This is a genomic window from Actinomadura alba (genome assembly GCF_014323705.1).
Lineage (GTDB): Bacteria > Actinomycetota > Actinomycetes > Streptosporangiales > Streptosporangiaceae > Actinomadura_C > Actinomadura_C alba.
The window spans coordinates 20,394-44,346 of the sequence record NZ_JABVEC010000039.1 but is presented as its reverse complement, the minus strand read 5'-3'; the positions used below and the strand labels follow the sequence as shown (position 1 = coordinate 44,346).

Annotated in this window: 26 protein-coding genes; 14 read left to right on the top strand and 12 right to left on the bottom strand. The window is 72.3% G+C overall.

The features are described 5' to 3' along the window. Positions 1-2 precede the first annotated feature (2 nt). Positions 3-776, top strand: a complete 774-nt coding sequence (locus tag HKK74_RS33165) for an ABC transporter ATP-binding protein (RefSeq protein WP_187247353.1) — start codon at positions 3-5, stop codon at positions 774-776. Positions 777-849: 73 nt separating this feature from the next. On the opposite strand, the gene HKK74_RS33160 is transcribed toward HKK74_RS33165, so the two are convergent. The 7 genes from HKK74_RS33160 to HKK74_RS33130 all read right to left on the bottom strand — a co-directional run bounded on the left by HKK74_RS33160 (position 850) and on the right by HKK74_RS33130 (position 8,422). After that, a complete protein-coding gene (locus HKK74_RS33160) occupies positions 850-2,538 on the bottom strand; it encodes a bifunctional 3'-5' exonuclease/DNA polymerase (RefSeq protein ID WP_187247352.1) in 1,689 nt (562 codons plus the stop codon). A gap of 72 nt (positions 2,539-2,610) precedes the next feature. After that, positions 2,611-3,078 (bottom strand): DUF4234 domain-containing protein, encoded by a 468-nt coding sequence (locus tag HKK74_RS33155; RefSeq protein WP_187247351.1) that lies wholly within the window; start codon positions 3,076-3,078, stop codon positions 2,611-2,613. Between the two features lie 108 nt (positions 3,079-3,186). Continuing rightward, positions 3,187-4,698, bottom strand: coding sequence for a metallophosphoesterase family protein (locus HKK74_RS33150; protein WP_312882029.1), 1,512 nt, complete (start codon positions 4,696-4,698; stop codon positions 3,187-3,189). A 192-nt stretch (positions 4,699-4,890) separates the two neighbouring features. After that, complete coding sequence (locus tag HKK74_RS33145; protein ID WP_187247349.1) at positions 4,891-5,316, bottom strand: hypothetical protein; 426 nt, start codon at positions 5,314-5,316, stop codon at positions 4,891-4,893. 123 nt (positions 5,317-5,439) lie between these two features. Beyond that, positions 5,440-5,838, bottom strand: coding sequence for a YccF domain-containing protein (locus HKK74_RS33140; RefSeq protein ID WP_187247348.1), 399 nt, complete (start codon positions 5,836-5,838; stop codon positions 5,440-5,442). A gap of 32 nt (positions 5,839-5,870) precedes the next feature. After that, positions 5,871-6,749, bottom strand: a complete 879-nt coding sequence (locus HKK74_RS33135; protein ID WP_187247347.1) for a diacylglycerol/lipid kinase family protein — start codon at positions 6,747-6,749, stop codon at positions 5,871-5,873. Positions 6,750-6,754: 5 nt separating this feature from the next. Then, on the bottom strand, positions 6,755-8,422 hold the full coding sequence (locus HKK74_RS33130; RefSeq protein ID WP_187247382.1) for an FAD-binding oxidoreductase: 1,668 nt from the start codon (positions 8,420-8,422) through the stop codon (positions 6,755-6,757). 62 nt (positions 8,423-8,484) lie between these two features. Between HKK74_RS33130 and HKK74_RS33125 the strand changes: the two genes are divergently transcribed. The 4 genes from HKK74_RS33125 (at position 8,485) to HKK74_RS33110 (ending at position 12,182) form a co-directional block, all read left to right on the top strand. Further along, positions 8,485-9,081: a TetR/AcrR family transcriptional regulator gene (locus tag HKK74_RS33125; RefSeq protein ID WP_187247346.1), complete on the top strand. Its 597-nt coding sequence runs from the start codon at positions 8,485-8,487 to the stop codon at positions 9,079-9,081. Continuing rightward, positions 9,078-10,649 carry a glycerol-3-phosphate dehydrogenase/oxidase gene (locus tag HKK74_RS33120; RefSeq protein ID WP_187247345.1) on the top strand — a complete coding sequence of 524 codons (1,572 nt, stop codon included), beginning with the start codon at positions 9,078-9,080 and terminating at the stop codon, positions 10,647-10,649. The genes HKK74_RS33125 and HKK74_RS33120 overlap by 4 nt, the downstream gene beginning before the upstream one ends. A gap of 219 nt (positions 10,650-10,868) precedes the next feature. Further along, on the top strand, positions 10,869-11,729 hold the full coding sequence (locus HKK74_RS33115) for a ferredoxin family protein (protein ID WP_187247344.1): 861 nt from the start codon (positions 10,869-10,871) through the stop codon (positions 11,727-11,729). 156 nt (positions 11,730-11,885) lie between these two features. Beyond that, positions 11,886-12,182, top strand: a complete 297-nt coding sequence (locus tag HKK74_RS33110; protein WP_187247343.1) for a WhiB family transcriptional regulator — start codon at positions 11,886-11,888, stop codon at positions 12,180-12,182. A gap of 112 nt (positions 12,183-12,294) precedes the next feature. Here the strand turns inward: HKK74_RS33110 and HKK74_RS33105 are convergent, their stop codons facing one another. The 4 genes from HKK74_RS33105 to HKK74_RS33090 all read right to left on the bottom strand — a co-directional run bounded on the left by HKK74_RS33105 (position 12,295) and on the right by HKK74_RS33090 (position 16,010). Then, positions 12,295-12,984: a phosphoribosyltransferase gene (locus HKK74_RS33105; protein ID WP_312882027.1), complete on the bottom strand. Its 690-nt coding sequence runs from the start codon at positions 12,982-12,984 to the stop codon at positions 12,295-12,297. A 141-nt stretch (positions 12,985-13,125) separates the two neighbouring features. Beyond that, complete coding sequence (gene rsgA, locus HKK74_RS33100; RefSeq protein ID WP_187247342.1) at positions 13,126-14,253, bottom strand: ribosome small subunit-dependent GTPase A; 1,128 nt, start codon at positions 14,251-14,253, stop codon at positions 13,126-13,128. A 234-nt stretch (positions 14,254-14,487) separates the two neighbouring features. Continuing rightward, positions 14,488-15,432, bottom strand: coding sequence for a YihY/virulence factor BrkB family protein (locus HKK74_RS33095; protein WP_312882026.1), 945 nt, complete (start codon positions 15,430-15,432; stop codon positions 14,488-14,490). After that, on the bottom strand, positions 15,429-16,010 hold the full coding sequence (locus tag HKK74_RS33090; RefSeq protein ID WP_187247341.1) for a hypothetical protein: 582 nt from the start codon (positions 16,008-16,010) through the stop codon (positions 15,429-15,431). Before HKK74_RS33090 ends, HKK74_RS33095 begins: the two co-directional genes overlap by 4 nt. Between HKK74_RS33090 and HKK74_RS42050 the strand changes: the two genes are divergently transcribed. The 5 genes from HKK74_RS42050 (at position 15,977) to HKK74_RS33070 (ending at position 19,736) form a co-directional block, all read left to right on the top strand. Then, positions 15,977-16,243 carry a putative leader peptide gene (locus HKK74_RS42050; protein ID WP_376771578.1) on the top strand — a complete coding sequence of 89 codons (267 nt, stop codon included), beginning with the start codon at positions 15,977-15,979 and terminating at the stop codon, positions 16,241-16,243. The genes HKK74_RS33090 and HKK74_RS42050 overlap by 34 nt on opposite strands. A 151-nt stretch (positions 16,244-16,394) precedes the next feature. Further along, positions 16,395-18,080, top strand: coding sequence for a nitrite/sulfite reductase (locus tag HKK74_RS33085; RefSeq protein WP_187247340.1), 1,686 nt, complete (start codon positions 16,395-16,397; stop codon positions 18,078-18,080). Then, positions 18,077-18,220, top strand: coding sequence for an Insertion element protein (locus tag HKK74_RS33080; protein ID WP_187247339.1), 144 nt, complete (start codon positions 18,077-18,079; stop codon positions 18,218-18,220). The genes HKK74_RS33085 and HKK74_RS33080 overlap by 4 nt, the downstream gene beginning before the upstream one ends. Further along, positions 18,217-18,924 (top strand): phosphoadenylyl-sulfate reductase, encoded by a 708-nt coding sequence (locus tag HKK74_RS33075; RefSeq protein ID WP_187247338.1) that lies wholly within the window; start codon positions 18,217-18,219, stop codon positions 18,922-18,924. Before HKK74_RS33080 ends, HKK74_RS33075 begins: the two co-directional genes overlap by 4 nt. Positions 18,925-18,932: 8 nt before the next feature. After that, positions 18,933-19,736 (top strand): sirohydrochlorin chelatase, encoded by an 804-nt coding sequence (locus HKK74_RS33070; RefSeq protein WP_312882025.1) that lies wholly within the window; start codon positions 18,933-18,935, stop codon positions 19,734-19,736. A gap of 116 nt (positions 19,737-19,852) precedes the next feature. On the opposite strand, the gene HKK74_RS33065 is transcribed toward HKK74_RS33070, so the two are convergent. Beyond that, positions 19,853-20,518, bottom strand: coding sequence for a DUF1707 SHOCT-like domain-containing protein (locus HKK74_RS33065; RefSeq protein WP_222723034.1), 666 nt, complete (start codon positions 20,516-20,518; stop codon positions 19,853-19,855). 119 nt (positions 20,519-20,637) lie between these two features. Here HKK74_RS33065 and HKK74_RS33060 point away from each other — a divergent pair, with 119 nt between their 5' ends. The 4 genes from HKK74_RS33060 (at position 20,638) to HKK74_RS33045 (ending at position 23,915) form a co-directional block, all read left to right on the top strand. Beyond that, positions 20,638-21,246: a TetR/AcrR family transcriptional regulator gene (locus HKK74_RS33060; RefSeq protein WP_187247336.1), complete on the top strand. Its 609-nt coding sequence runs from the start codon at positions 20,638-20,640 to the stop codon at positions 21,244-21,246. Beyond that, complete coding sequence (locus HKK74_RS33055) at positions 21,236-22,858, top strand: isovaleryl-CoA dehydrogenase (RefSeq protein WP_187247335.1); 1,623 nt, start codon at positions 21,236-21,238, stop codon at positions 22,856-22,858. Before HKK74_RS33060 ends, HKK74_RS33055 begins: the two co-directional genes overlap by 11 nt. A 27-nt stretch (positions 22,859-22,885) precedes the next feature. Continuing rightward, complete coding sequence (locus HKK74_RS33050; RefSeq protein ID WP_187247334.1) at positions 22,886-23,302, top strand: acyl-CoA thioesterase; 417 nt, start codon at positions 22,886-22,888, stop codon at positions 23,300-23,302. 85 nt (positions 23,303-23,387) lie between these two features. After that, a complete protein-coding gene (locus HKK74_RS33045) occupies positions 23,388-23,915 on the top strand; it encodes a DUF3592 domain-containing protein (RefSeq protein WP_187247333.1) in 528 nt (175 codons plus the stop codon). Positions 23,916-23,953: the final 38 nt, after the last annotated feature.

The window sequence follows — 23,953 nt, the reverse complement described above, 5'->3', positions numbered from 1 at the left end:
GAGTGCTCGAAGTAGAGAACCTGACCCACGCCTACGGCGACGCCCCGCCCGTCATCGTCGGCATCGACCTGGAGGTCAAGCCCGGCGAGCTGGTCAGCATCGTCGGCCCCTCCGGCTGCGGGAAGTCCACGCTGCTCCGCTGCGTCGCCGGGCTCCAGTCGCCCACGGGCGGCCGGGTCCTGCTCGACGGCAAGCCCGTGGACAAGGTCCCCGGCAATCTGGCCGTCGTCTTCCAGGACTACAGCCGTTCCCTGTTCCCCTGGATGTCGGTCCGCGACAACGTCGCGCTGCCCCTGCGCCGTCGCGGTCTCGGCCGGGCGGAGCGTCGCGAGGCCTCCGGGAAGGCCCTCGAGTCGGTCGGCCTCGCCGACGCCGGGGCGAAGTACCCCTGGCAGCTGTCCGGCGGCATGCAGCAGCGCGTGGCCATCGCCAGGGCACTCGCCTACCGCCCGGAATTCCTGATCATGGACGAGCCGTTCGGCTCCGTCGACGCCCAGACCCGCGAGGATCTCGAAGACCTCCTCCTGCGTGTGCGCGGCGACTCCGGCATGACGATCCTGCTCGTCACCCACGACATCGACGAGAGCGTCTACGTCGGCCACCGGGTCATCGTGCTGAGCCGCTCCCCCGGGCGCGTACGCGCGGACCTGCCGGTGGGGCTGCCGTCGGCGCGCGACCAGATCACCACGCGCGAGCGGCCCGAGTTCGTGCACCTGCGCGCCGAGGTCGGGCGGCTGGTCCGCGGGCACGAGACGCCGGCGGACCCGGCGTCGTGACGGCCCCGGGTCACGTCGCCGCCGGCCTGGGCGGGGGTACCCGCGCGCTCGCCGGGATGCCGCCTCGCCGAGGTCACTTGGCGTCGGCGTAGCAGTCCACCGCGGCGATCTCCATCGGGAACACCACCTGGGTGGCGCCGAACAGCAGCCGCCCGGCCTCCGCGGCGGCGGCCCTGATCGCCGCCGCGACCTCATCGGCGAGTTCCTCCGGAGCGTGCACGATGACCTCGTCGTGCTGAAAGAACACCAGGTGCGGGCCCTGCCCGCGGTCCGGTCCCGGGGTGAGCCGGTCGAGCCGGCCGCGCAGGAGCGCCATGAGCGCCAGCGCCCAGTCGGCGGCGCTGGCCTGGACGACGAAGTTGCGGGTGAAGCGGCCGCGGCTGCGCAACGCCGCACCCGCCCGCGTCTCGTCCTGCCCGGCGAAGCCGTCCGAGGTCAGATCCCGCCAGGCGGCCGACGGCGGCGGGCAGGTGCGGCCCAGCCGCGACCGGACGAGCCGCCCCGCCTCGCCCGCGCGGGCCGCCGCCTCGACGTAGCCGAAGGCCTCGGGGAAGCGATTGCGCAGCACCGCGAGGAGCTGGACCGCCTCGCCGGTACCGCCTCCGTACATCGCCGACAGCAATGCGATCTTGGCCTTGCCGCGCGCGTCGTCGCGCGTCCCGAAGGCGTCGGACAGGGCCGCATAGAGGTCCCCCTTCGCCGCTGCGGCGGCGAAGGCCCGGTCGCCGGCGAGGGCGGCGAGCACCCGGGGTTCGAGCTGCGCCGCGTCGGCGACGACCAGGGTCCATCCGGGGTCGGCGACCACCGCGCGCCGCAGCACGCGCGGGATCTGCAGGGCGCCGCCGCCCCGGGTGGCCCAGCGGCCTGAGGGCACCCCGCCGACGACGTACTCGGGGCGGAAGCGGCCGGCCCGGACCCAGGAGTCGAGCCAGGTCCAGCCGTGCGCGGCGTGGATCCGCGCGAGCTCCTTGTACTCCAGCAGCAGCGGAACGGCGGGATGGTCGACCCGGCGCAGGACATGGGAGCGGGTCGACGGCACGATGACGCCGTCCGCGGCGAACGCCTTCACCAGCTGGGCCGGGGAGTCGGGGTTCACCGGCCTGCGAGTGGTGAACTCCCGGGCGATCCGGTCGGCGAGCTCCTGTAGCCGGCGGGGTCGCAGCCCCGGCGCGGGGCGGGGACCGAGCAGCTCGGTCAGCAGCGCGTCATGCCGCTCGGCCGACCACGGCAGTCCTCGGTGGGTCATCTCGGCGGCGATCAGGCCGCCGGCCGACTCGGCCGCGGCCAGCAGCCCGAGCCGCTCGGGTTGCTCAGTGGCTGCGATCCTGCGGCGCTGGTCGGCGTGCACCGCCACGAGCGCGGCCATCTCGTCGTCGTCGTCGGCGTCGCCGAACAGCGTGGGCTGGCCGCCGCCGGCCGGCGTGGCGTCCCCCGGCACCGGCTCGCCGCGCAGCCGGGCATAGGCCGCCTGGACCGATCGCGGCTGCCCGTAGTGCCCTTCGTGGGACAGGGCGAGCGCTTCGACGAGTTCGAGATCGTGACAGCGGGCGACGCGGATCCCGGCCCGGAGCAGCCGGGGATAGATCCGGCCGGTCGCCGCCCACACCCATCGCGGCGAGCCGGCGCTCTCGCGGGCCGCGATGGCGGCGACCAGATCGTCGACCCGCTCCTCAGGTCCGGCAGGAGTACCGTCCTCGGCCAGCGGGCGGAGCACTCCTGCCCCGTCCGCCGTCACCCCGGCCGCGATCCGCACGGCCCCCATTCTGGCCCCGGCGGCCACGGGCCGCGGCGTCGGCCGCCGCGCCCGTGGCGTGCCACGGTGAGATCGCGCGGATCAGGCCGCGAGGGGGACCTGGGTTCCGGCGGGGACGTCGCCGTACCGGTCGACGATCTTGTTCAGCTCCAGCTGGTAGTAGAGCGAGCCGAAACCGAAGATGCCCAGCAGGAAGCCGATGCCGCCGTTGCACGAGGGGGTGAGACCGGCCGCGCGCTGCGCGTTGGCGATGTGCCCGGCGAGCTTGACCCAGACCACCAGGTTCCAGATGCCGAGCGTGATCCAGCCGAAGAAGATCGACAGAACCGCGCTGGTGGTTCCCACCTTGTGGCGCGGGTCGAAGCGCTCGAGCTCACCGTGGACCTTGACGTACCAGACGATGCCGTAGATGCCGAACGTGATGATCGGCAGCCCCAGCCAGACGGCGATGGGGTTGCGGCGCTTCATCTGCAGGCCCGAGGCGGCCGCGGGCCCTTGTCCCGGCTGCGCGTACGACTGCTGCTGAACGCTCTGCTGTGGTTGATTCATATCTTCGCTCCCGCTGAGATCTTCACGGTCTTGTAGACCGCCGTACTGTACGGCAGGTTTAAGCGGGTACGCAGCGAATTAGCAGTATTTACCCGGCATATGCGAGAATCAGGTAAGCGGGGCAGCGGCCAGGGGAATGGTGAACTCATCCTCGAGCGGCGGTTCGACTTCGTGCTCACGGCACCCGGTCGCCGCGAAACAGCGGATGCGCAACTCTTCCCCAACCACGTCGAGGCGCAGGAAGCTCTTGAAGAACGGCGGCGTGTCCCAGTCGGCCGCCTCCGAGCGGAACCGCTGGAACACCTTGCGCACCGGAAACCGCAGCCTGCGGGTGCGCTGCCGACTTGGAACGCCGAGCAGGAACGCCACCATACGCGCACGCAGCGACGGCTCGGCCGCGCCGGGATCCTGCCGGGTGGGCTTCAGGTCCAGCCGCCGCGCAATGGCCGCCGCCGCCTCTTCGGGCGACAGTTCGAAGAACCGCCGAAGGCGCAGCCGCCGGCCGTACAGCCTGCTGTAGAAGGAAAGGCTGTCGCCACGCAGCGGGTAGCACTTGAAGGCGGCCTCGTCGACGAGGTTCTGCCGCGGAATGGTGTGCGTGGCGTGCATGAAGGCACCGCCGCCACCCGACACGATGTACTGAATCACCCGGTCGTCCACGCGCACCGGATATCGCTGGTAGTTGTGGATGTCCCCGCCTATGGCGGCGACATAGTGATGGGCCGGATCACGAACGATCTCGTCGACGGTGCCACCGCCCTCGATCGGGCCCGGATTGTGCCGGCCGTCGACATAGATCGGCTTGCCGGTGATGAGCAGCTTCGGCTTCGGCCCCGCCGAGACGCCGCGCAGCCATTCGGCCTGCTCCCGGTCGATGCCGCCGACGATGCCGGTGTCGATGCCGACGATCCGCAGCGCCGGGAAGTCGAGCGCCCAATACGGCGCCGGCTGCTCGGCCTTCTGCGCGGGCGCGGCGCGCAGCTTGCGCGCCTCCTCCAGGGCGGCGAGGTCGGGCCGGTCCGGCCGGCGCCAGAGCAGCCGCGCCAGCCGTCCGAAGGGTCCGCGCCATGGGGCCGGCTCCGGCTGGTCGGTCAGGCCGAAGAACACCCGCATGAAGCCGCCGAGCCCGTCGTACCAGTCGTGGTTGCCGGGAAGGGCGTAGATCGGCCGCGGATACCCCTGGTACGGCCGGAAGAACTTGTCGGGGTAGTCGTTCACGCTGCCGGTCGGGTAGATCACGTCACTGCTGATGACCATGAAGTCGGTGCCCTCGCCGACGGCGAGCAGGCCGGGCACGACGGCGTACTGCGACTTGTCACCCTCCCCGGTGTCTCCCAGCACCAGGAAAGAGAACTCCGGCTCCGGCCTGCCGACGACGCGCAACGGATCCGCCCCGCCCGCTCTCAACGCCTCGACCCACCGCCGCCGGACGTCGTCGGACGGGTCCCCGAACCACCGGGCGATCACGTCGTTGCGTGACGCCCAGAGCACCGACGGGCGCAGCCAGGAGAAGCGGGGCGGGTCGCCGGGCAGCAGATCGACGAAGGTGCCGGGCTCACGGCATCCCCATCCCGCCCCGTCCGCGGACCGGCGGGAGGACGGTGATTCTGGGGCCTGCACTGGCGCCTCCGGGGGGAGCGGGGAACAGAGCGCGGCACCACGATCGCGGGGAGTAGACATATCCGTCAACCGCACTTTTGCTCACCGAGCGCCTGACGTCGCGGCGGTGTCCGGCACCGGCCTGCGACCTGGCGGCGCGGGGCCCCACGTGCCACCGCCGGCGGCGGGACGCGGGCGTCGCCCCCGGGGCGGCTAGGGCCGCGGCGGCGCCTGGTACTCCCCGGTCGCCGGGAAGGGCGGCTGCGCCGGCCACCCGGCGGGCGGGGCGAAGGGTTGCGCGGGCGCGCCGTGGCCCTGCGGCGGTACGGCCGGCTGGTCGGGCGCGGTCGGCCCGTTCGGCGCATTCTCCGGGTTCTGCGGGTTAGGCGCGTTCGGCGCGGTCCCGGCGTGGCGGCGGCCTCTCGGCTCGGGAGCCGGGACCCCCTCGGCGAGCGTCTCGAGAAGTGCGGGGACCTCCGCGGCGGGCAGCCGGAAGGTGCTCGTGCACACGCCGCGGTTCCAGAAGCTGAACACCATGACCCCGGGCTCAGGGTGCCAGCTGAGCCGCAGCGCCCGGTCCTCGCCCCTTGCGTCGAAGAAGACCTCTCCGACTCGGGGCAGCGGGGTCGCGCCTGACATGGCGCCATAGTGGCCCGGTCAGCCGCGGCTTGTCCAGAAACAGCGCAGTACGGCACCGTGGGATCACCCATCGTAGGGCGAGGATCTACCGGCCGGACGGCCTCGGTGCGCCTGACGGCCGCCCTATCGCGGGCCGAACGCCGTGCGATCGTCAGTGTCGACGATCTCCCTGCCCAGGGGCAGCAGCGACACCGGGATCAGCTTGAAGCTGGCGATTCCGAGCGGGATGCCCAGGATCGTCAGGCACAGCGCGATGCCCGAGAACAGGTGCCCGAGTGCGAGCCACCAGCCGGCGAAGATCACCCAGATGACGTTGCCGATGGCCGAGGCCGCGCCCGCGCCGGGGCGTCGCACCACCGTCTTGCCGAACGGCCAGAGCGCGAAGGCGGCGATGCGGAAGGACGCGATGCCGAACGGGATGGTGATGATGAGCAGGAAGCAGATGAGGCCGGCGAGCGCGTAGCCGAGCGCCATCCAGAAGCCGGCGAGCACGAGCCAGATGACGTTCAGGAGAGTTCGCACTCTTCAACGGTAACCGGGAAATGACGGTGTGTTCACGGCCTGAGCACATTGAGCGCGCCCGGCACGACGGTGGCCGTCACGGGCAGCGCGCCCGCCGTCTCTCCGTCGGCGCCGTAGGGCAGGTCGCGGTCTGCCTCGACGCGCACCTCCCGGCCGCGCAACACCTCCACCTGCGGGCGCCCCACGTGCGAGCCGTCCGCCAGCTCGCGCATCACGGCGAAGAAGAGCGGCTTCGGCGCGTGCCGGATGATCACCACGTCGAGCAACCCGTCGTCGACGCGCGCGTCCGGCGCGATGTGCCGTCCGAACCCGTAGAAGCCGGAGTTGGCCGTGACCACCGTGTAGCCCCGCCGCTCGTGCGGCGCACCGTCCACGGTCACGCGGTAGGCCGCCGGCCGCCAGCCGGCGACCGCCCTCAGCGCGCCGACGTAGTAGGCCGCGGACCCGCGCAGCAGCCTGCTCTCGTTGGCGTTGCGACCCGCCACCGCGTCGACGCCGGCGTAGACGCTGCCGAGGACGGCCGTGCCGTTGGCCATGATCACGTCGACCGGGCGCGGCTCCGCGTGTAGCAGGAGGTCGGCCAGTTCGGCCGGATCGGCGGGCACGCCGAGCTGGCGGGCGAAGTCATTGCCGCGCCCGGCGGGCACGATGCCGAAGACGGCACCGGTACGGGCGAGCGCGCCGCCCACGCTGCCGATCATGCCGTCGCCGCCCACGCCCAGCACCACGTCGCCCCGCTCGGCGGCGGCCCTGGCGAGGGCCCGCGCGTGCTCCAGGCCCGCGCTGTGCTCCACGACCACCTGCGCCCCGGACTCGCGCAGCAGCCGGGCGAGGGGGATCACCGCCGCGGCGCCGGAGGCCGTCCCCGAGCCGCCCGCGGCGGGATTGACGACGGCGGTGAACGAACGCACGGGCGTCACCGTCCCGGGGCGGGCGGGTGGTCGGGGACGAGGACGCCGGGGTTGAGGATCCCGGCCGGGTCGAGCCGGTCCTTGACGGCCCGCAGCACCTCGACGCCGAGCGGCCCGATCTCTCTGGCGTACCAGTCACGATGATCGGTGCCGACGCCGTGATGGTGGCTGATCGTGCCTCCGGCAGCGATGATCGCGTCGTTGACGGCCCCCTTGGCGCGCGCCCATCGCGCCACGGCGTCGTCGCCCCCCGCGGACAGCACGGTGAAGTAAAGGGACGCGCCGGCCGGATAGACGTGCGAGATGTGGCACATCACGAGGGGCCGTCCCGCCCCGTGTCCCGTACCGTGCGGGCCGGCTCCGGCAGCGGGCGCGAGGGAACCGGTGAGCGCTTCGCGCACGGCGGCGTAGAGCGCCGGGATCCCCGACCAGAACGCCGCGGTCTCCAGGGTCTCGGCGAACGCGCCCACGTCGAGCAGGGCGTCCCGCAGGTAGGGGGCGGCGAACCGGCCCCGTGCCCAGCTCTCCCCCGGCCCCCCGCCGAGCGGCTCGCCCCCGAAGGTCCGCAGCACGGCCCCGGCCGCGGCCCGCCGGGACGCGACGTCGCCCGCTACCCCCTCGAAGCCGACGATCGCCAGGCAGCCCCCGGCCTCCGGGCCGGCGGCCGGCCCGCCGGACTCGTGCGCACGGGCGAGCCCGACCATCGTCTCGGTCTCGTCGGCCAGCCGCAGGACCGTGGGCAGAGGGCCGTCCTGCGCGAGCGTGCGCAGGGCGGCGGTGCCCTCCGCGAAGGCCGGGAACCGCCAGCCGTCGTAGACGGCGGTCTCGGGCGCTGGTCGCACCCGTACCGTCACCGAGGTGATGACGCCGAAGGCGCCCTCAGAGCCGAGGACCAGCTGGCGCAGGTCCGGCCCCGCGGCCGACTTCGGCGCTCTGCCCAGCTCGAGGGTGCCCTCGGGGGTCGCGACCGTCAGCGCGACCACCATGTCGTCGAACCTGCCGTACCCGGTCGAGGCCTGTCCGCTGGAGCGGGCCGCGGCGAACCCGCCCACCGTGGCCCATTCGTACGACTGGGGGTAGTGGCCGAGGGTGAGGCCGTGCTCGCGCAGCAGTTCCTCCGCGCGGGGGGCGCGCAGCCCCGGCTGCAGGGTCGCGGTGCGCGAGAGCGGGTCGACGGCGAGCAGCCGGTCGAGCCTGCGCAGGTCGAGCGCGATGCGCGGCCGGTCACCGGCGCGCGATGAGCCCGAGCCGGCGCGGGGCGGCGCGAGCCCGCCGACGACCGAGGTGCCGCCCCCGAAGGGGATCACCGTGACCAGGTGCTCGGCGCACACCCCGAGGACGCCGAGTACCTCTTCGTGCGTGCCCGGCAGGACGACCGCGTCGGGGGCGTCGGAGACGTCGCCGGCCCGGACGCGGAGCAGGTCGGGGGTCGACTTGCCGCGCGTGTGCCGGATCCGGGTCTCGGCGTCGGTGCGCAACCCGCCGGCACCCACCACGCCGGCGAGCGCGTCGGCCGCGGCGCCGGGCAGCCGCGAGGGCGGCACCTCGATCGACTCCAGGGCCACCGGCGGCACCTTGGGCGGCCGCACACCGAGGAGATCGCGCAGGAGCTCCACCGCCGCGGCCGGCAGCGGCGTGGCCCTGGCGGGATCTCCCCAGCCGCTCCAGAGCATGTCCACCGGGACACCCTTCCGTGGCCGCCCGGCCGATCCGGGCTTGACTTACACTGTGACATATGACGTCTAATCGTCACAAGAGAATCGACCACGACGCCGTACTCGACGCCGCGCGCGACAGCGTGCTCGATGTGGGCGTGCGCCGGACCACCCTGACCGACGTCGCCCGCCGCGCCGGGGTGTCGCGCATGACCCTCTATCGCCGCTGGCCGGACGTGCGGACCCTGGTCGGCGATCTCATGACGCGGGAGTGGATCGCGCTCGCCACCTCGGTCACCCCTCCGGGCGACGGCCGGCCCGCCCGCGAGGCGATGGTGGAGAGCCTCGTCACCGGCGCACGGGCGTTCCGCGAGCACCCGCTGATGCGCAAGATCATCGATGTCGACCCCGAGCTGCTGCTCACGTACCTGCTCGATCGGTGCGGGGCCAGCCAGCAGCGCTTCCTGGAGTTCTTCGAGGCCGGGCTGCGCGCGGGTCACGAGGACGGCACCATCCGCCCCGGCCATCCGGCCCGCCAGGCACGCGCTGTCCTGCTCGTCGTCCAGGCCTTCACGCTGTCGTTGCGGACCATGACCAGCGATTCCGACCCGGATCTCGGCACGGCCGCCTTCGACGAGGAGCTCCGCCACCTGCTGGACAGGGCGCTGGCACCATGACCACCACCGGTACCGGGAGCGCCTCGCTCAACCGCGAGCGCAGGGCGCGGGAACTCGCGGAGCTGGACGGGCTGCGCGTCGACGTCCTGATCGTCGGGCTCGGCGCGACCGGCGCGGGCGCCGCGCTCGACGCGGCCGCGCGGGGCCTGTCCGTCGCGGCCATCGACGCCTGTGATCTCGCCTTCGGCACCTCCCGCTGGAGCTCCAAACTGATCCACGGCGGGCTTCGCTACCTCGCCTCCGGGCAGCTCGGCATCGCCCGAGAGAGCGCCGTCGAGCGGGGCGTGCTCATGGAGCGCACTGCGCCGCATCTGGTGCGGGCGCTGCCGTTCGTGCTGCCGCTCACGCCTCTCGTCCCGCCCTCCCAGGCGGCCGTGACCCGCGCAGGCCTGGCCGCCGGAGATCTTCTGCGGCGCGCGGCGGGTACCGGCCGGGACACCCTGCCCAGGGCACGGCGGCTGTCGCGGGCCGAGACGCTGCTCCTGGCGCCGGGGCTGCGCTCGCACGGCTTGCGCGGAGGGCTGCTCTCCTGGGACGGCCAGGTCTGTGACGACGCCCGGCTGGTGACCGCGACGGCCCGTACCGCCGCCGCGCACGGAGCCCGCGTCCTGACCCGCTGCCGCGCGCTGTCGCTGGCCGGTGACGGCGCGCGGGTACGCGACGAGCTGACCGGTGAGGAGCTGACGATCCGCGCGCGGAGCGTGATCAACGCGGCCGGGGTGTGGGCCGGGCGGCTCGCCGAGGGCGTACGGCTGCGCCCGTCCCGCGGGACCCACCTGGTGCTGCGGGCCGAGAGCCTGGGCGGCGCCGCCGGGCCGGGCCCGGGACCGGGGGGGCCGGCGGCGGGTCTGTACGTGCCGGTCCCGGGCGAGCCCAACCGGTTCCTGCTGGTGCTCCCGCAGGACGACGGACGGGTCTACGTGGGGCTCACCGACGAACCCGCCGACGGGCCCATCCCGGACGTTCCCGAGCCGACCGAGGGTGAGATCGGGTTCCTGCTCGACGTGCTGGGCTCGGCACTGGACGTCCCGGTGCGCCGCGACCAGGTGATCGGCGCGTTCGCCGGGCTGCGGCCGCTGCTGGACGACGACCGCCGCGGCGGGCCCGGCCGCACGTCGGACCTTTCCAGGCGCCATGCCGTCCATACCTCGCCGGACGGCGTGATCACCGTGGTCGGCGGCAAGTTGACGACCTACCGCCGGGTCGCGCAGGACGCCGTGGACGCGGTGGCGGACGCGCTGGGCGCGAGCGCGTGCCGTACCGGCCGGCTGCCGCTGGTCGGCGCCGCCGACCGGCGCGCGCTGTCGGCCGTCGACGCCCCACGCCGGCTGGTCCGCCGATACGGCACCGAGGCCGCCGCGGTCGCGGCCCTCGGCCGGGAAGACCCGGCGCTGCTGGAACCGGTGGCGCCGGGTCTGCCCGTGACCGGCGCCGAGCTCGTGTGGGCCGTCCGCCACGAGGGGGCGATCGACGAGGCCGACCTGCTCGACCGGCGGACCCGGATCGGCCTCGTGACGGCCGACCGCGCGGCCGCCCTGCCCGCGGCCGCCCGTGCACTGACGTACTGAGTCACCGACGTTTTCACGTACGGCAGAGCGGATGATGCCCGCGTGACTTCTGGGGCGTGACCTACCTCACGTGCCATGGCCGGACGGATTTAAGTAAGGTTAGTCTCACCTAAGTCCTGGCAATGGAGCGGGAAGGCGGGGACGGACCCCTTGGCGGATTCCTCACGTGGCGACGGGTGCGAGCACTGCCCCGGCAGCCACACGGGTGCGCTTCCCTGCATGGCCAGCGCCTCCGTCAAGGCCCGCGCCTGGCTGGCGATCGAGCATCCGGGGCCGTGGCCCGAGTACACCGAGACGATGGACGTGCCCGACCCCATCGCGCGGACCATCGAGGCCGCCGAGCGGCTCGGCATTCGCTGCCAGTTCATCCGGCGCTCCGGGCGGCGCCGCCAGACCCCGCCGCTCTGGGTCTACGCCGGCCACTGTGCCACCGACGGCGCACCGGCGGACACGGTCTGGCTGGAGGGCCGCGAACTGACCGACCCGGCCGAGCTGGGTGAGCTCGATCTGGCCGGGCTGGCGTCCGGGGTCCGCCCCGGGTTCGGCGATCCGGTCGCCGGGCCGCTCCTGCTGGTGTGCACCCACGGGCGCCGCAACGCCTGCTGCGCCCGTACCGGGGCGCCACTTGCGCGTGAGCTGCGGGCGCGCTTCGGCGACGCCGTGTGGGAGACCACCCATGTCGGCGGCGACCGCTTCGCGGCCAACCTGGTGTGCCTGCCGCACGGGCTCTACTACGGCAACCTGGGCGTTCCCGAGGCGGTGACGGCCGTCGAGGCCTATCTGCGCGGCGAGGTCGTCCTCGACCGGCTGCGCGGCCGCGCGGGCCTGCCCGAGCCAGCGCAGGCGGCCGAGCACTACGTGCGTCTCGACTCGGGTATTCTGGGCGTCGAGGCCGTGCGAGTGGAGTCCCTCAGCGGAAACTCCCCCTACGAGGCGATGGTCACCGCCGCCGGCCGACGTTACCGGGTGATGATCGAGCACTCGGCGGGTACGGACCCGTGCGGTCCGCTGTGCGAGGAGAACCTCGACACATACGTTCTTGAGGCCCTGACCCTTCTCAACGAGGCAACGCTCGTGTAGCCTCTCCGAGGCCCCATTCGCGGGTAGCCGTGCCGTGCGGTCCCAGTATAGGGAACAGAGCGGCACGTTGAGACGTTGGAACTTTCGGCACTTCCCAAAGTACTTCCAACGTCCATGTCCGAAATTGTTCAGCAAAACCAACGAGGTGAGTGTTCCATGGCTCAGGTACGTCGGCAGGCTAACCTTCCCCGTCCCAGCTGGGGCTGGCAGGACGCCGCCGCGTGCCGGGGGGAAGACCTCGTGCTCTTCTTCGGCCCCGACGGTGAACGTCAGCCCGAGCGCGAGATTCGCGAGCGTAAGGCCAAGCAGGTCTGTATGGGCTGCCCGGTACGCACGGAGTGCCTTGACTACGCTGTCTCCCGGCCCGAGAAGTACGGCACGTGGGGCGGCTTGAACGAAGACGAGCGCGCTTCCGAGCGCCGCCGCCGCATGCGCCGCGCAAACGCCGCTTAGACGCGCCCCCCGGCAGACGAACGCTACGGCCCCGTGCTTCCCGGCGGCGGGGCCGTTTGTGTTCCCGCAATCAGGATCTCCATCCCCACATATCGGCACATCGCAATCATGATCACGATCTCGAGCCGGCCAGCAACGAGATGACGTCCTCGTCCGTGAGCTGCTCGAAATGGTGGTAGAACTGCCCGACCGCGTAGAACGACCGTGGGACGGCGAGGACCACGACCTCGTCGGCCTCCTCCTCCAGCGCGCGGACCGTCCGGCCCGCCCCCACGGGCACCGCCAGCACCAGCCGCGCCGGGTCGAGGCGCCGCACCGCCCGCAACGCCGCCCGGGCGGTGCCCCCGGTGGCGAGCCCATCGTCCACCAGCACCACGGCCCGGCCCTGGGCCTGCGGCAGGCTCCGCCGGCCACGGTAGACGTCCACCCGCCGCTCCAGTTCCGCCCGCTCGCGCCACACCGTGTCCGCCAGGTCCTCCGGGGTCAGGCTCAGCCGGTCGAGCAGAGCATCGTCGAACACCGGATCACCGCCCTCGGCGATCGCGCCCACGCCCAGCTCCGGCTGGAACGGATAACCGATCTTGCGGGTGACCAGGACCTCGAGTTCCGCCTTGGCGCCGGCGTCGGTCAGCCGCGCGGCCACCTCGAAGGCCACCGGTACGCCGCCGCGAGGCAGCGCGAGGACCAGCGGGTCCTCAAGGCACAGCGGCACCAGCCGTTCGGCGAGCAGCCGGCCGGCCTCGGCCCGGTCGGTGAACGGCAGCCGCACGCCCCCGCTGAGGTCGGGGGAGGTCAGGGGCACCGGGATCACCTCTCGGTCGATCCCTACCCGTTCTGGCGCGGCGGACTCCCGCCGGCGGGTCCGGTCGGCGCGGGGGACGCGGGGGCGACGCGGGGTCGTGGCGGTGCGCCGCCACGACCCCGCGACCGCGTAGCCGGGTGATCAGGGCCGGTTGCGGCCCGACCTCCGCATCTCCTTGTGAATGATCTTCCAGTGCCGGGTCTGTTCCGCCCGGAGCCGGGCGTCGGTACGGCCGGCCATCCAGGCCGCCTCACGGCGCAGTTTGTTCCAGCTGTCCAGCCGCCGGCGCGGCAGGTCGCCCGACTCGACCGCCGCCCGCACCGCGCAGTCCGGCTCGGCGCCATGGGCGCAGTCGGAGAACCGGCAGTCCTCGGCGAGCTCCTCGATGTCGGAGAACGTCTGGGACAGGCCCGCGTCGGCGTCGTACAGCCCGACCCGGCGCAACCCCGGAGTGTCGATCACCAGGCCGTTCCCGGGGAGTACCAGCAGCTCCCTGTGGGTGGTCGTGTGCCGACCCCGGCCGTCGGAGGCGCGCACCTGCTGCGTGGCCATCAGGTCGGCGTCCGCGAGCGCGTTGACGAGCGTCGACTTGCCCGCTCCGGACGGCCCGAGCAATACCGCCGTACGGCCTCGCCCAAGCCGCACGGACTCGAGCCCGCTGCCGGCCAGTGAGGACACGGCGTGGACGTCGGCGCCCGGGGCCGCCTCGGCCACGCGATCGAGCAGTGCCGGCAGGTCGCCGGCCAGATCGGCCTTGGTGACGAGGACCACCGGCCGGGCCCCGCTCTCCCAGGCGAGCGTGAGCAGCCGTTCGATGCGGCCGAGATCGGCACTGTCCTCCCCCGGCTCGTGCGCCGCCGGTTCGACGACGTAGACGACGTCGATGTTGGCCGCTAGCACCTGGCCGCGGGAGTCGGCGGACAGCCCCCCGCGCGACTCCCGCGCGACTCCGCCGCGGACGATCGCGGTGCGCCGCGGCAGCACCGCCTCGATCAGAAGCCCGCCGTCCGGCTGACGCCGGACGACCACCCAGTCACCGACACAGGGCCGGGCCACCGGGTCGTCGGCCGCCGCCCGGCGCAGATCACCGCCGAGCGGGGCGCGCGCCTCACCCTCGGCGGACACGATGTCGCAGGCGCCCTTGTCGACGCGCACGACACGAGCGGCGACCAGGCCGTCGCCCGCCGCACGGCCGCTGAACGCGGCCGACCAGCCGTCGTCCCAGCCGAGATCGAATAGATCGAAAGCAGAATGTTCTTCGAAAACCACTACCTGCACCCTTCGGGATACAGGTGCCCCGGCGCGGCGCGAGAGATCGCGCGGCCGACCCGGACGCGGGCGTCAGCTCAGACGGGCACCCTGGAGGATCGAACGTCGGTGGGCGTTCACGGCAAAGACAGCCATCCAGGCCCACCTCCTTCTCTCCAGGCATGCGCCGCGGCGTTCGCGGGGCCCTCATGATAACCGGGTCAGGGCGGCGGCGCACGAGCCGCGGAGCCGGACTCAGGTCACGGCGCGGATCGCGCGGGCACGGGCGGTGCCGGCGCTGGGCCAGATCTTGTCGATCTCGGCGTTGAGCGCCGCGCCGATCAGCACCGCCAGCGCCGCGACGTAGAGCCAGCCGAGAATGGCGATGGACGCGGCCAGGGAGCCGTAGATTGAGACGCCCGACAGCGAACCGGCCAGATAGAGCCGGAGCAGGAAGCTGCCGGTGATCCAGATCCCGAGGGCGACGACCGCGCCGGGGACCTCGCGCCACCAGGCCGTGCGCACAGGAACGCTCATGTGGTAGAGCGTCGCGAGGAACAGCACCGAGAGCGTGACGACCACCGGCCAGTAGAGCAGGGCGATGACGTCCGTGCTTGCGGGCAACGCCTTGCGCACGAGCGCGGGGCCGGCCATGAGCAGCGGAATGACGATCAGCATGACCAGCAGGCCCACGAGGTACAGGAAGAACGCCCTCAGCCGGGTCCTGACGATGCCCCTGATGCCGGACAGGCCGTAGGCGATGGTGATCGTGTCCACGTAGACGTTGAGCGCGCGGGAGCCGGCCCACAGCGAGATCAGGAAGCTCAGCGAGACGATGTCGACCCCGCCGCCGTGGATGACGTCGTCGATGAGCGGTTCGACCACCGTCGTGACCGCCGGGCCGGTGAGCACCGTCTCGGCCTGCGCCACCATCCAGGCGCGGATCTCTTGCACGGTGGGCTCGCCGAGGGCTCCCCGGAAGTGCCCCATCGTGCCGATCAGGCCCAGCACCAGCGGCGGCATCGAGAGCAGCGCGAAGAACGCGGCCTCGGCGGCGAGCCCGGTCACCCGGTGGCGGAACGCCGCGACCGCGGTGTTGCGCACCAGCAGCCACGCGATGCCGCGAATCCCGCGAATCCCCGCGGCGCGCGTCGGCGCGGGAGCTTCGGCGACGCGTGGAGCGTCGGAGACGGTCGTCACGATGCTCTACGGTAGAGGCTCGCTCGTGCGGAACATACCGTCTTGGCCATTTCGGCGGTCCGTTTCACGCAATCTTGGTCACTCAATGTGGCGTCAAGGATGCGCACCGTGAGATTGCGGTTCGGTGCACCTGGGAAGACTACCGATTCCAACGGGGTGGTCACCGTGGGTAGAGCGCGTGACCGCTCCGCGACCGTATGAGTAACGCCGCCTAGGTTCGCGGTGCGGCCGATCCGGCCCTGGACGCAAGGAAGCGCCATGATTCTCCCGCTCATCACTGCTATGACGCTGAAAACCGGCAGACCGATGAAGATCGCCAAAGATTCGGACAAGCTCAAGCCCGGCGCCCAGAGATCCAGGCGGTCGACCGCCAAGACCGGGTTCATGCTCATCGGTGTGCTGATGGTGGCCGCGACCATGCTGCGGGTGGCCAGGCGCCGCCCGCGCTGACCGATCCGGTCCCGTGCGCGCGACGACGCGGCGGAGCCGTGGACGACAATGGAAATGTGATCTGCAAGGCGTGCCGGGAGCGTCACCACGACGAATGCCGTGGTGGCTCCTGGTGCGACTGCCAGCATCGGACGTCCCCCGAGAAGGCGGCCGAGCCGCCGGTCAACTGGAGCAGGCAGGGGTGAGAGGGCACGTTGTTCCCGTCCGCGACGTGAGGCCTCTCACCCGTCCGTATGCCGGACGCGGCTGGACAATTCTCCATGGCGCGTGTCACAGTCGGTACATGGCTGCCGCGGACCCGTTGCTCGTAACGCGCCGCCATGTCGACTTGCTGCGTGTACGCAGCGCGATCTGTCTGTGACGCCCGCCCACGCCCTTTGATCATTCAGGGTGCGTGGCCCGCCGGCGTCTCCGCATGACTCACCCAGCATGAACGCCCGCCGTCGCCCCGGTGGAGCACCAGAGTCAGCCAGCGCGCCACGCGCCGCTCCCACAAAACGAGGACGCGCGCCGTGCCATCTCCATCCGATCGTCCCGTTCCTACGAGACGTCCCGCCGCCAGGCGCAAGCGTGGCGAGGGCCAGTGGGCCCTCGGCTACCGCGAGCCGCTCAACAAGAACGAAGAGAACAAGAAGAACGACGACGGGCTCAACGTCCGGCAGCGGATCATCGACGTCTACTCCAAGACCGGATTCGACTCCATCGATCCCGCCGATCTTCGCGGCCGGTTCCGCTGGCACGGGCTATACACCCAGCGGCGGCCCGGGATCGACGGCGGCAAGACTGCGATCCTCGAACCCGAGGAGCTCGACGACCGGTACTTCATGCTCCGCGTCCGCATCGACGGAGGTCAGCTCGACCCCGCCCGGCTGCGGGCCATCGCGAACGTCGCCAACAAGTACGCCCGTGGCACCGCCGACGTGACCGACCGGCAGAACATCCAGCTGCACTGGATCGAGATCGAGTCGGTACCCGCCATCTGGGCCGAGCTGGAGGCCGTCGGGCTCTCCACCATGGAGGCGTGCGGCGACACCCCGCGCGTGATCCTCGGCTGCCCGCTGGCCGGTATCGCCGAGGACGAGATCATCGATGGCACCCCGCAGATCGAGGACGTCCACGACCGGTACATCGGCTCGCCGCTGTTCTCCAACCTGCCGCGCAAGTTCAAGTCCGCCATCTCGGGCTGCACGGCGCACTGCACCGTCCACGAGATCAACGACGTCGCCTTCGTCGGCGTGGTGAACGAGAACGGCGAGGTCGGCTACGACGCCTTCGTCGGCGGCGGCCTGTCGACCAACCCCATGTTCGCCCAGCGCCTCGGCGCCTTCGTCAAGCCCGAGCAGGTCCACGAGGTCTGGGCCGGCATCATCTCGATCTTCCGCGACTACGGCTACCGGCGGCTGCGGCACCGCGCCCGGATCAAGTTCCTCGTGAACGACTGGGGAGCAGAGAAGTTCCGCGAGGTGCTCGAGAAGGAGTACCTCGGCTACGCGCTGCCCGACGGGCCCGCCCCGGCCGCGCCGCTCCCCCGCCGCGACCACGTCGGCATCCACCCGCAGAAGGACGGCAACCGCTACGTCGGCTTCGCGCCCCGGGTGGGACGGGTCAGCGGCGACCTGCTGCACGTCATCGGCGACCTGGCCGAGGAGTACGGCTCCGGGCGGGTCCGTACGACCGCCGAGCAGAAGCTGGTCATCCTGGACGTACCGCCCGACCGCGCCGACGACCTCGCCGACGAGTTGGAGAAGCACGACCTGCAGGTCGGCCCGTCCACGTTCCGGCGGCAGACCATGGCCTGCACCGGGATCGAGTACTGCAAGCTCGCCATCGTCGAGACCAAGCAGCGGGCGATGGACCTCATCGACGAGCTGGAGCGGCGGCTGCCGGACTTCACCGAGCCGCTGACCATCAACGTCAACGGCTGCCCGAACGCGTGCGCCCGGATCCAGGTGGCCGACATCGGGCTCAAGGGCCAGCTCGTGATGGACGAGAACGGCGAGCAGGTCGAGGGCTTCCAGGTCCACCTCGGCGGCCAGGTCGGCGCCACGTTCGGCAAGAAGGTGCGCGGCCTCAAGACCACCTCGGCGGGTCTCACCGACTACGTCGAGCGGGTCGTACGGAGATTCGACGCGCAGCGCACCGAGGACGAGACCTTCGCCCAGTGGGTCCAGCGGGCCGGCGACGAGGACCTGAAATGAGTGAGCGAGCCGCACCCTTCTACTGCCCCTACTGCGGCGAAGAGGACCTCGAGCCTTACGAGCGTGACGGTGGCTGGTACTGCCGCGGCTGCGCGCGCGCCTTCACGCTGAAGTTCCTCGGGATCGGAGCGCGCAAGTGACCGTGGAGATCGTCCGGCCCACACTCGATCTTGAGGACGTGGTCGACTCGGCGGCGGACGCGCTCGAGGGCGCCTCTGCCCTCGAGATCGTCCGCTGGGCGGCCGCGACCTTCGGCGACCGCATCTGCCTCACCTCGTCGATGTCCGACGCCGCCCTGATCCATCTCGTGTCGAAGGTAAAGCCGGGCATCGACGTGCTGTTCGTCGACACCGGCTATCACTTCGCCGAGACGATCGGAACCCGCGACGCCGTCGAGGCCGTCTACCCGGTGAACGTGATCAACGTGACGCCGAGCCGTACGGTCGAGGAGCAGAACCGCGACCTCGGCCCGCGGCTGCACGGCCGTAACCCGGACCTGTGCTGCCACCTTCGGAAGGTGGAGCCGCTCGGCCGGGCCCTCGAGGGCTATATGGCCTGGTTCAGCGGCATCCGGCGGGACGAGACCTCCAGCCGCCGGGACCGCCGCGTGGTCGAGTGGGACCGCAAGAGGGGCATGGTCAAGGTCAATCCGATCCTCGCGTGGTCCGACGAGGACATGGACAACTACATCGAGGACAACGGCGTGCTGGTGAACCCGCTGCACTACGACGGGTACCCCTCGATCGGCTGTGCCCCGTGCACCTCGCCGGTGGCACCGGGCGAGGACCCGCGCAGCGGCCGGTGGGCCGGGATGGGCAAGACGGAATGCGGTATCAACCTGTGACGCCGTCCGTGCGTGATCTCGTGGTCGTCCGGGCGGACGACGGTGAGATCACGCACGAGCACGAGAAGGTGCCGCTGGTGGCCGTCGCCCACGGGAGCAGGGATCCGCGGGCGGCGGCGACCGTCGAGGCGCTCCTCGACGCCGTACGGCGCCGGCGACCCGCGCTGCCGGTGGTCGGCTGCTACCTCGACCACGCGACGCCCGACCCGCTGAGGGCGCTGGGCCGGCTCGCCGCTGAGGGCGCCGATGCCGCCGTCGTGCTGCCGCTCCTGCTCACGGCCGCCTACCACAGCAAGATCGACATTCCTGGCGTGCTCACCGAGGCGTGCACCCGGCACCCGCGGCTGCGGCTGCGCACCGCCGCGACGCTCGGCCCGCACCCGCTCATGCTCACCGCACTCGAGCGGCGGCTGGCCACGCCCGAGACCGGGGTCGAGGCGGGTGACCCGTCGACGGCGGTGGTCCTGGTGTCAGCGGGGTCCAGTGATCCGGCCGCCAACGCGGTGATCGACGGCATGGCCCGGCAGTGGCGGCGAAGGGGCTGGTGGGACGTCGCGGCGGCCTACGCGTCCGCGGCGCGGCCCACGCCGGCCGAGGCGGTCCGGTCGCTGCGCGAGGCGGGCGCCCCGCGCGTCGTCGTGGCGTCGTACTTCCTGGCCCCCGGCCACTTCGCCGACAAGGTGCGCGCCGAGGCGCTGGCCGCCGGTGCCACGGCGGTCTCGCCGGTGCTGGGCGCGGCCCCGGAGCTGACCGACATCGTGCTGCAGCGCTACGACGAGGCGCTCAGCGCGACCGCGGTCGCGACCGGTTGATCACGATCACCGCGGCGGTCGCGACCGGCCGGCCGTGGTGACGGCCGGCTGATGGCCAGGTGCCGGTCGGCTGACGGCCGGGTGACGGCCGCCGCAGCCGCCACGGTCGCCGCCCGTCAGCCGAGACGGCGGTCGCGGTCCCTGTTCAGCCAGGACACCAGTGCCTTGCGCACGGGCTGGGTGTGCTCGTCGTCGATGACCACGACGTCCCCGAGGATCGCCTTGGCGGTGACGCGCACGACCGGCACGGAACGGCCGGGCGGTGGCTTGCGCACCTTGATCTTCTTGTCGCCGAGGACCGCGACCCCGCTGAGCAGCACCTCGACGCCGTCGGGCACGATGATCTTCACGTTGCCGAGGATCGCGGTGGCGGTGACGTCGACCTCGCCGTCCGTCACGTGCGCTCCCCGGAGGTCGAGCACTACGTCACCGAGGACCGCGACCGCCGAGAGCGGATCGTCGACCCGCCCCACGATGCGCTGCTTGCTGTCGCCCAGCACCGCCACGGAACGGCGCTGCTCCTGCGGCACCTGTGCAACCTGGGGCACCGCCGCGCCGGCCGGGGCGCGTGTGGCGGGCAGGTCCGCGGTGATGGTCTCGAGTTCGGCGCGGGTGACCGCGCTGTAGGCGGCCTCGGTCCGCTCGGTGAGGTCGGCGAGGGTCAGGCGGCCTTCGACGGAGGCGACGCGCAGCCGTTCGACCGTGTTCTCTCGCTCGGCGTCGGAGGCGCGCACGGACGGCGCTTTCGGGCTTACGGCGCCGGGCTCGGCGGGCGACGTCATGCCGACGACGCTACCCGAACGGCGCGAACCCGCCCATCCGCCGGAAGGAGGATTTCACGCTGTTCTCCGCCGTGAGGCCCGGGCTGGCATAAAGAAATGAATTGCGGTTCAATCCTTAGGTGGCCTACCGCAGAACCCCACGGGTGCAAGCCCGGCTGAGCCAGTCCCGGGAGCGGATCTTGTCCGCGGCGCTGGCGCTCGTGGCCGAGCAGGGCTACGCGGGCTGCTCGGTCGCCGCCGTCGCCGACCGGGCGGGGATCGCGACCGGCAGCGTCTACCGGCACTTTCCCGCCAAGGCCCTGCTCTTCGCCGACGTGTTCCGCACCGTCTCGCAGCGCGAGGCCGATGCCCTCGCCAGTGCCGCCGAACGAGCGCCGGGCGGCGCCCGGGCCCGGATCGCCGCCATGATCGAGACATTCGCGGGCCGCGCACTGCGCGCTCCGCGGCAGGCGTACGCGCTGCTCGCCGAGCCGGTCGACCCGGCGGTCGACGCCGAACGGCTGATCTTCCGCCGGCTTCACCACACCTTGTTCGCCCGAGTGATCGCGGACGGCGTCGCCGCGGGCGAACTGCCGCCGCAGGACGTCGAGGTCAGCGCCGCCGCCCTGGTCGGCGCGGTCGGCGAGGCACTCGTAGGCCCGCTCGCCGCCGGGTCCGCCGGTCCCGACACCATTCCCGCACTCATCGCCTTCGCCCAACGCGCAGTAGGAGCCGGCCATGACACATGAAGTGATCAATCAGGTCCCCCCGCTCGTCGGCCACGACCTCGCCGACGACCCCGCCCTGCTCGAGGGGCTCGACCGCGAGAGCGCGGGCTGGGCGGCCGACGAGGTCCACGAACTCGGCCGGCTCGCGGGCACCCGGCAGGCGCAGGAGCAGGGGCGGCTGGCGAACGAGCATCCGCCCGTGCTGCGAACCCACGACCGGTACGGCAACCGGATCGACGAGGTCGAGTTCCACCCCGCCTGGCACGAGCTCATGCGCACGGCGGTCGCCCACGGTCTGCACGCGGCGCCGTGGGCACAGCGCAGAGAGGGCGCCCACGTCGCCCGGGCAGCGAAGTTCTACGTCTGGCGGGTCGACGCGGGCCACGGCTGCCCGATCTCCATGACCTACGCCGCCGTTCCCGCGCTGCGCCAGGCCCCCGAGCTGGCCGAGCGGTACGAGCCGCTGTTCACCTCAAGGTCGTACGACTTCGGGTTGCGGGCGCCGCTCACCAAGGCGGGGCTGCTCGTCGGCATGTCGATGACCGAGAAGCAGGGCGGCTCGGACGTGCGCGCCAACACGACCCGCGCCGTGCCCTCGGCCGGCGGCGGTTACCGGCTCACCGGCCACAAGTGGTTCACGTCCGCGCCGATGTGCGATGTCTTCCTGACCCTCGCGCAGGCGCCCGGCGGCCTCACCTGTTTCCTGGTGCCACGGGTGCTCCCCGACGGCTCGCTCAACCCGATGCGGCTGATGCGGCTGAAGGACAAGCTCGGCAACCGCTCCAACGCCTCCTCGGAGGTGGAGTACGACGAGGCCGTCGCCTGGCGGGTCGGCGACGAGGGCCGCGGCGTCCGTACGATCATCGAGATGGTCAACATGACCAGGCTGGACTGCGTGATCGGCGCCGCGGGCGGGATGCGGCACGGCCTGGTCGAGGCGGTGCACCACGCCTCCCACCGCAGGGCCTTCGGTCGCTACCTCGTGGACCAGCCGCTGATGCGCAACGTGCTCGCGGACCTCGCGGTGGAGTCCGAGGCGGCGACCGTGCTCATGACGCGGCTGGCGGGCGCCACGGACCGTTCGGTGCGGGGCGACGACACCGAGTCGGTGTTCAAGCGACTCGCGCTCGCGGTCGGCAAGTACTGGGTCTGCAAGCGCGCGCCCGCGCACGCCGCCGAGGCCCTCGAGTGCCTGGGCGGCAACGGCTACGTCGAGGACTCCGGCATGCCGCGGCTGTTCCGCGAGTCGCCGCTCAACTCGATCTGGGAGGGCTCGGGCAACGTCGCCGCGCTCGACGTGCTCCGGGCGATGACCCGCGAGCCGCAGGCGGTCGACGCCTTCTTCGCCGAACTCGACGCGGCGGCGGGCTCCGACGCCCGGCTGGACGAGGCCGTACGGTCGCTGCGGGCCTCCCTCGGCGACCCGGCCGACGCCGAGGCCCGCGCCCGCCGGATAGTGGAGCTCATGGCCCTCACCCTGCAGGGCGCGCTGCTCGTCCGGCACGGCCATCCCGCCGTCGCCGACGCGTTCTGCGCCTCGCGGCTCGGCGGCGACTGGGGCCGGGCCTTCGGCACCCTGCCCCCAGGGCTGGACCACGCCACGCTCATCGAGCGGGCCGCCCCCAAGATCTGACCGCCCTCGAGCCACGATCGGAGCGTCGTGTTCACTGTCCGGATCGCCGTCCGTGGGTACGAGCTCGACACCCAGGGACATCTCAACCAGGCCGTCTATCTGCAGTACGCCGAGCACGCCCGATGGGAGTGCCTGCGAGCGGCAGGCATTCCCGGGGACAAGCTCTTCGCGACCGGGGTCGGCCCGGTGCAGTTGGAGTGCACCGTTCGATTCAAGCGGGAACTGCGCGGTGGGGACGAGACCGAGGTGAGCTGTGAGTTCGAGTGGGGCGAGGGCAAGACGTTCCGCGTCCTGCAGGAGATCCGCAAGCTCGACGGCACCGTCGCGGCGGAGGTGATCGGCATCGCCGGGCTGCTCGATCTCCGGGAGCGCCGCCTGGTGGCCGATCCGGGCGGCCGCCTGCGCGCGCTCGCGGACGACCCGGCGCTTCTCGGCCTGGCCTGACCGGTGGGTCGGCCTGGCCGGTTGCGGACACCGGGCCACCGCCGCGTTCCCCGAGGCGTCCCATCGTCGGGTGGAGGAGGCGGCGATGGCGGCGATGCGAATCCGGCGACGAGACCTGTGGCGGGCCTACTTCAAGGGCGCGCCGCGCCGGCTGCGCCGTGCCTACGTGTGGGTGCCGCTGCTCATCGGGCTGATCTGTGTCTTCCTGGCCGTGGGAGCGCTCGTCGCCGCAATGGACTTCCGGCGCAACGCCGTCACCACGACCGCGATCGTCGAGGAGATCCAGCGCCCGGCGCCGCTGATGAGCGAGGACGGCCTCACCACGCACCGCTTCTACGGTCGCGTCCGCTACACCGTCAACGGCGCGACCGTACGGTCCCGCGTGCTGCTGTACCGCTGCGTGTCCAGCTCCTGCTCATTCCGCCAGCGGACGGGCGACACCGTCGAGATCGCCTACGATCCCCGAAAGGTCACCCACGCCACGCGCGCCACGGCCGCGGAGACCGGAGGGACCACGATCGGCTGGATCTCCCTGCTGGTGATGATCGCGGCGATCAGCCTGTTCACGGGTGTCGTGAATCTCCTTCTCGGCCGCCGGGAACCCGGAAAGTAGCGGGCACCCGCGGCTTCGGTCCATGCCCCGGTCCTGCC